Genomic DNA, 5862 nt, shown 5'->3' with positions numbered 1-5862 from the left:
CGCCGAGGCCCGTGACGGACGCTGACGGCCCCTCCCCCGGCCCTGGGGGCCCGCACCGAGGTCCCTGATGGACGCTGACGGGCCCGTCCCCCGCCCCTACCGCCGCCGTCGCGCCGTCTCAGGGGTGGGTCAGGGTCGGGTCAGGGGTGCCGCCGGATGTGTGAAGGGGGCGCCCTGGGACAGTCTTGGCGCATGCTCGCGTTGAAGAGGCTCTACCCGCTGGTCGCCTGCGCCGGGATCGTGATGGCCGCCGTGGCCACCGTCATCGGTCAGATCGATCCGGATCCGTACCTGGACCCGCTCAATCTGACGATCAGCGAGTACGCCGCCCTGGACCGCGGGGGCGCGACCGAGTTCGCCATGGCCGCCCTGGGGGTCGCCTCCTTCGCGCTGGTCGCGGGGCTGCGGGCGGCCAGGGCGCCGATCGGCGCGGCGGCGGAGCGGCTGATGCTGGCATGGAGCGCGGCGCTGGTCGTCATCGCGATCGTGCCGACCACCGCCCCGGGGCTGGCGCTGGATCTGACCGCCCAGGTGCACCGCTACGTGTCGATCGCCGCGTTCGTCGCCATGCCCGTGGCCGGCGCGCTGATGGTGACGCGGCTGCGGGAGGACGAGCGGTGGCGGGCGGTGGCCAGGCCGGTGGAGTGGCTGGCGCTGGCCGGCGGGTTCGGGCTGCTGGCGATCACCTATGTGGCGCTCCCGGGCGACCGGGTGCTGATCGGTCTCGTCGAGCGGCTCCTGCTGGGCGCCGAGGTCGCCCTGATCGGGGTGCTGGCCGTACGGCTGGCGCAGCTGACCTGGGTACGGAGCGCAGCCCGCGCCTCACGCGCAGCTCTTGGCTGACTTGTCAGTTCTCATGACTGTTCATGACAGGTCACAAATAGGATACGAATACTGCTACCAGTCAGTGCTATCCTCGTCGGCGATCTAGAGATCGTCCGGAGGTCTCCCGCCCCGGCGCTCCGAGACCGAACCGCAGAGGTGACATGGCATCGAGCAGGTCCATCCGGTTCAAGATCTCGGTGCTGGTGGCCATCCCCCTGACCTCGCTGGTCGCCCTCTGGGGCTTCGCGGGGACCGTCGCCGTCGGTGACTCCATGAGCCTGCTCGCCGTCGCCACGATGTACGACTCCTTCGGCGGCCCGGGTGACGATCTGAGCAATGCCCTGCAGCGCGAGCACCTGCTGTCCGCCGAGTATCTGGCCGGCCGCTCGGAGGCCGACCGCGCCACCCTCGCCGGGCAGCGCACCGTGACCGACCAGGCCCGCGCCCGCTTCCGCCAGGCCACCGTCGCCGATTCGGCCCAGTCGGCCATGACCCCGGAGATGCGGGCCCGCTTCGACGAGCTGATGAACCGCGTGAACGCGCTCGACACGCTCCGGTCCAGGATCGACAACAACCGGATCGCGCCGGTCACGCTCACCAACGAGTTCGCCCTGGTGCCCGACGCCCTGCACCGGCTCTTCAACAGCATGAGCCTCAACAACGACCTGCCGCTCTACCGGCAGTCACGCGGCCTCACCGTGATCATCTACGCCAAGGACTTCCTCAGCCGCGAGCGGGCGCTCGCGGCCGGGGCGCTGGCGTTCGGACGCCGGATGACACAGAGCGAGCTGCGCCTGTTCACCCAGCTCTCCACCAAGCGGGTCTTCCTCATGGAGCAGGGGCTGCCGGAGCTGGAGCAGGGGCTGCGCAAGCCTTTCACCGAACTGGCCGCCTCCCGGCTGTACGCCAGGTTCGCCGATCTCGAAGAGCGCCTGCTGTCCGGCGCCACCGTGTCGCCCACCGACTGGCGGGCCGCCACCGACGATCTGGAGGCCGCCTACCAGCGGTCCGTGACGGCGACCGGCGTCGCCCTCTACGAGCGGGCGACTCCGTCGGCCGTGGAGACCTTCAGCAGAGCCGCGATCGCCGGCGTGCTCGGGCTCGTCGCGATCGTCGTGTCGCTGCTGGTCTCCTACCGGGTGGGCCGCGGCCTCACCCGGGAGCTCGCCGACCTGCGGCGGGCCGCCACGGATCTCGCGGAGACCCGGCTGCCCCGGGTCATGGGGAAGCTGCGCCGGGGCGAGAAGGTGGACGTGGAGGCCGAGGCGCCCCCGCTGGAACCGCTGGGCAGTACGGCCGAGATCCACGACGTCGCCGCCGCCTTCGACAGCGTCCAGCACCGCGCCGTGGACTCCGCGGTCGAGCAGGCCAGACTGCGCGAGGCGGTCGCCCAGTCCTTCCGCAACCTCGCCCGGCGGAGCCAGTCCCTGCTGCAGCGCCAGCTCAAGCTGCTCGACGGGATGCAGAAGCAGGCCGAGGACCCCGAGGCGCTGGAGAACCTGTTCCGGCTCGACCACCTCACCACCCGCATGCGCCGCCACGCCGAGGGCCTGGTGATCCTCTCCGGCGGCGCCGCCGGCCGCAAGTGGCGCTCGTCGGTCCTGATGGAGGACGTGCTGCGCGGCGCCGCCGCCCAGGTCGAGGACTACGCCCGGGTGCGGATCTACCCGATGCCCGGCACCACCCTGGTCGGCAGCGCGGTGGCGGACATGATGCACCTGTTCGCCGAGATCATCGAGAACGCCACGGCCTTCTCCCCGCCCGGCGGCGAGGTGTCGGTCCGGGGCGAGCTCGTGGGCCGTGGTTTCACGATCGAGATCGAGGACAGGGGACTGGGCCTGACCGCGGAGAAGCGTGCCGCGATCAACGAGCGCCTGGCCAGTCCGCCGGAGTTCGACCCGGCCGAGACCGATCGGCTGGGTTTCGCGGTGGTCGGCCTGCTGGCCGCGCGCTACGGGGTGGGCGTGACGCTGCGGACCTCGCCGTACGGCGGGACCGGGGTGGTCATCCTGCTGCCGGAGTCGCTGCTGGGTGATCCGGAGCCGGTCGAGCCGCCGGAGCCGGTGCTGCGGGAGATCACCAAGCCCGTCGAGCTCGCCGAGCCGGTGGTCCCGGTCCCGGCGGACCTGTGGAAGACGCCGCTGCGGCGCGGCAACGGCGGGCTGCCCCGCCGGGTGCGCCAGACGAACATCTCGCCGCAGCTGCGGCAGGAGTCCGCCCCGGTGGCCGAGGCGGAGGAGCGATCGCCGGAGGAGGCGCGGGCGTTGCTGAACTCGCTCCAAGCAGGGTGGAGGCGCGGGCGGTCGGCCGGCGAGGACAGCGACGAAGACAGCGGTATGGAGCGGTGAACCGGGCCCGGGAACGGAGGCGCGGCCGCCAGGCCGGGACCGCGCGACCGGCGAGGGCCCACAACGAGCGTGACCATCAGAGGGGAAGGGGTTTTACCACGTGCCGGGCGAGCTTTATTGGCTTCTGGATGACTTCGTCACGAGTGTGGCGGATGTCTCGCACGCGTTGATCCTGTCCAACGACGGGCTGATGGTGGCCTCGTCCCGAGGGCTGAGCAAGGAGGACGCCGATCACCTGTCGGCCGTCGCCTCCGGGTTCCAGAGTCTGGCCAAGGGGACCAGCCTGCAGTTCGGAGGCGGAGCCGTACGCCAGACGATGGTGGAGATGGACTCCGCGTTCCTCTTCGTCACCTCCGCGGGTCAGGGGAGCTGCCTGTCGGTCATGACCACCGGCGCCGCCGACGTGGGCCTGATCGCCTACGAGATGGCCCGGCTGGTCACCCGCGTGGGCCAGCATCTCGCCACCGGTCCCCGGGTGGCCGGCCAATGAGCGACGACGTCGAGTGGGTCGACGAGGAGGCGGGTCCGGTCGTCCGTCCCTACGCGCTCACCGGCGGGCGGACCTCGACGTCCTCCGCCGCGTTCGACCTGTTGTCGATGGTGGTGGCGACCGGGTCGGCGGTCTCCGCCAGTTCGCATCTGGGCTCGGAGCACCGGCGGCTGCTCGGCCTGATGAGGCGGACCCGGCCGATCGTGGAGATCGCCTCTGACGTCGGCCTGCCGATCGGGGTGATCAGGGTGCTGCTCGGGGACCTGCTGGACCAGGGCCTGATCCTGGTGCGCTCGCCGCTCCCGGCGGCCACGTCGCCCGCGGAGAGCCTGCTGAAGGAAGTGATCAGCGGTCTCCGGGCGCTGTGACTTCCGGAGGCCGGTCGGGAGAGGATGACAGGCCGGCGGTCCGCGGCGAAGATCGCGGACCGCCGGGTCGGTCAGCGCTGGCTCGCCGTGAGCACCTTGAGGGAGTGCTCCACGAGCGTCACCAGTACGTTCTTGGCCGACGCGCGGCGCCGTACGTCGCACAGCAGCACCGGCACGTCCGGGTCCAGGTCGAGGGCGACGCGCACGTCCTCGGCCTCGTACTGCTCGGCGCCGTCGAAGCAGTTGACCGCCACGATGAACGGCGTCCCGCGCTGCTCGAAGTAGTCGATCGAGGGGAAGCAGTCGGTCAGCCGCCGGGTGTCGGCCAGCACGACCGCGCCCAGCGCGCCGTAGGACAGCTCGTCCCACATGAACCAGAACCGCTCCTGCCCGGGGGTGCCGAACAGGTACACGACCAGGCCCTCCCGGATCGTGATGCGGCCGAAGTCCATCGCGACGGTGGTGGTGGTCTTGCCCTCCACGCCCTCGACGTCGTCGATGCCGATGCCGCGGTCGGAGAGCACCTCCTCGGTGCGGAGCGGACGGATCTCGCTGATCGCGCCGACGAGCGTGGTCTTGCCCACCCCGAAGCCGCCCGCGATGAGAATCTTGAGCGCGACGGGTTCGTCAGAGGGCCCGAAGTCCATTGATCACTTCCTTGAGAATGCGCTCGCTCGCCGAAGCGCGCCCGATCGAGATGAGCTGGTGATCCTGTAGGTCGCCGAGGAGGACGCGGACCACGCCCAACGGCAGGTCGAGCTCCGAGGCCACGTCGGCCACCGAGGTCGCGGTGGTGACCAGGGAGAGGATGCGTTCCTGCTCCGGCCCCGGCACGAACCCGCTGGACGTGACCGCGCCGGTCGCGGTGACCATCGCGATCAGGTCCAGTTCGTCACCGGAGGAGCGGGTGCGGCCTCCGATGAGCGCGTAGGGCCGGACTATCGGTCCGGCTTCCTCGTCCATCCACTGTGTCATCCGATCCCCGCGCCTTCGGCCGGGAGGACGGACGGCGTGTGTACTCCGTGTGCGCACGCCTCACTCACGAGAGGCCTTGGCGCGGAAGGGTGGAGATGTGCTGGCCGACCCGTTTGACGAGCATCGCCATCTCGTAGGCGATGTGGCCGACGTCGGCGTCGGAACTGCTCAGCACGGCCAGGCAGGTTCCCTGCCCGGCGGCCGTGACGAACAGGAACGCCGACTCCATCTCCACGATGGTCTGACGGACCTCGCCGCCGCCGAAGTGGCGTCCGGCTCCGCGCGCCAGGCTCTGGAACCCGGCCGCGACCGCGGACAGGTGCTCGGCGTCCTCCCGGCTGAGGCCCTTGGAGAAGCCCACGGCGAGCCCGTCGGTGGACAGGATCACCGCCTGGCGTACCGCGCCCACCCTGGTGGTCAGGTCGTCGAGGAGCCAGTTCAGCTCGCCGGTGTTAGTCACTTTTCCGGTCATTAGTCCCCCTTGTCGCCTGTCGTCTGGTGTGCGAAGTCATTCCCGTGCTCCTCGCGTCCGCGCCGCGCGCCCGCCTGGAAGGCGGAGAACAGCGCGCGGACCTCGTCCGGCGAGCGCTCGGCGCGCTCGGGGGGCTCAGTGGGCTCTTGCGCCCGCTCCGGCTCGACAGGCGCCGGAGGCTCCTGACGGAGCTGTGGGGCCAGGTTCGCCTGCCGTACCCGGCGGGGCAGGCTCCCCGGCCCGGTGGTCTCGCGAGCGGGCTCATGGGCCGCTTCCCCGGCGGGCCTGCCGGTCGCCTCGCGGACGGGGCCGCCGACGGTCTCGCGGTCCGGCAGATCGGTCACCACGGCGAGGGTCGGGGCGGCGAGAGGAGACGCGGCGGGC

At 71.3% G+C, this 5862-nt stretch carries 7 protein-coding genes and 1 pseudogene; 4 read left to right on the top strand and 4 right to left on the bottom strand.

Annotated elements, in window-relative coordinates; all coding sequences use genetic code 11:
- Positions 1 to 192: 192 nt before the first annotated feature.
- From CA984_RS42200 to CA984_RS42185, 4 genes are all read left to right on the top strand, one after another.
- On the top strand, positions 193 to 843 hold the full coding sequence (locus CA984_RS42200; RefSeq protein ID WP_086578922.1) for a DUF998 domain-containing protein: 651 nt from the start codon (positions 193 to 195) through the stop codon (positions 841 to 843).
- Between the two features lie 143 nt (positions 844 to 986).
- Positions 987 to 3173 (top strand): nitrate- and nitrite sensing domain-containing protein, encoded by a 2187-nt coding sequence (locus CA984_RS42195; RefSeq protein ID WP_086578921.1) that lies wholly within the window; start codon positions 987 to 989, stop codon positions 3171 to 3173.
- A gap of 100 nt (positions 3174 to 3273) precedes the next feature.
- Positions 3274 to 3663 carry a roadblock/LC7 domain-containing protein gene (locus tag CA984_RS42190; RefSeq protein WP_012887135.1) on the top strand — a complete coding sequence of 130 codons (390 nt, stop codon included), beginning with the start codon at positions 3274 to 3276 and terminating at the stop codon, positions 3661 to 3663.
- Positions 3660 to 4031, top strand: coding sequence for a DUF742 domain-containing protein (locus CA984_RS42185; RefSeq protein WP_012887136.1), 372 nt, complete (start codon positions 3660 to 3662; stop codon positions 4029 to 4031). Before CA984_RS42190 ends, CA984_RS42185 begins: the two co-directional genes overlap by 4 nt.
- 71 nt (positions 4032 to 4102) lie before the next feature.
- Here the strand turns inward: CA984_RS42185 and CA984_RS42180 are convergent, their stop codons facing one another.
- From CA984_RS42180 to CA984_RS42165, 4 genes and pseudogenes are all read right to left on the bottom strand, one after another.
- Positions 4103 to 4678 (bottom strand): GTP-binding protein, encoded by a 576-nt coding sequence (locus tag CA984_RS42180; protein ID WP_086578920.1) that lies wholly within the window; start codon positions 4676 to 4678, stop codon positions 4103 to 4105.
- The gene (locus tag CA984_RS42175; RefSeq protein WP_423229363.1) at positions 4659 to 4994 is read right to left on the bottom strand and encodes a DUF742 domain-containing protein; all 336 of its coding nucleotides are present in this window, start codon (positions 4992 to 4994) and stop codon (positions 4659 to 4661) included. The genes CA984_RS42180 and CA984_RS42175 overlap by 20 nt, the downstream gene beginning before the upstream one ends.
- Before the next feature lie 76 nt (positions 4995 to 5070).
- The gene (locus CA984_RS42170) at positions 5071 to 5478 is read right to left on the bottom strand and encodes a roadblock/LC7 domain-containing protein (RefSeq protein WP_012887139.1); all 408 of its coding nucleotides are present in this window, start codon (positions 5476 to 5478) and stop codon (positions 5071 to 5073) included.
- Positions 5478 to 5862, bottom strand: a pseudogene (locus CA984_RS42165) (hypothetical protein); the annotation flags it as partial. The pseudogene CA984_RS42165 and the gene CA984_RS42170, both read right to left, overlap by 1 nt.

It is taken from the genome of Streptosporangium minutum, from assembly GCF_002149035.1.
In the GTDB taxonomy this organism is placed as follows: domain Bacteria; phylum Actinomycetota; class Actinomycetes; order Streptosporangiales; family Streptosporangiaceae; genus Streptosporangium; species Streptosporangium minutum.
This window is presented reverse-complemented; position numbering and strand designations above follow the sequence as displayed.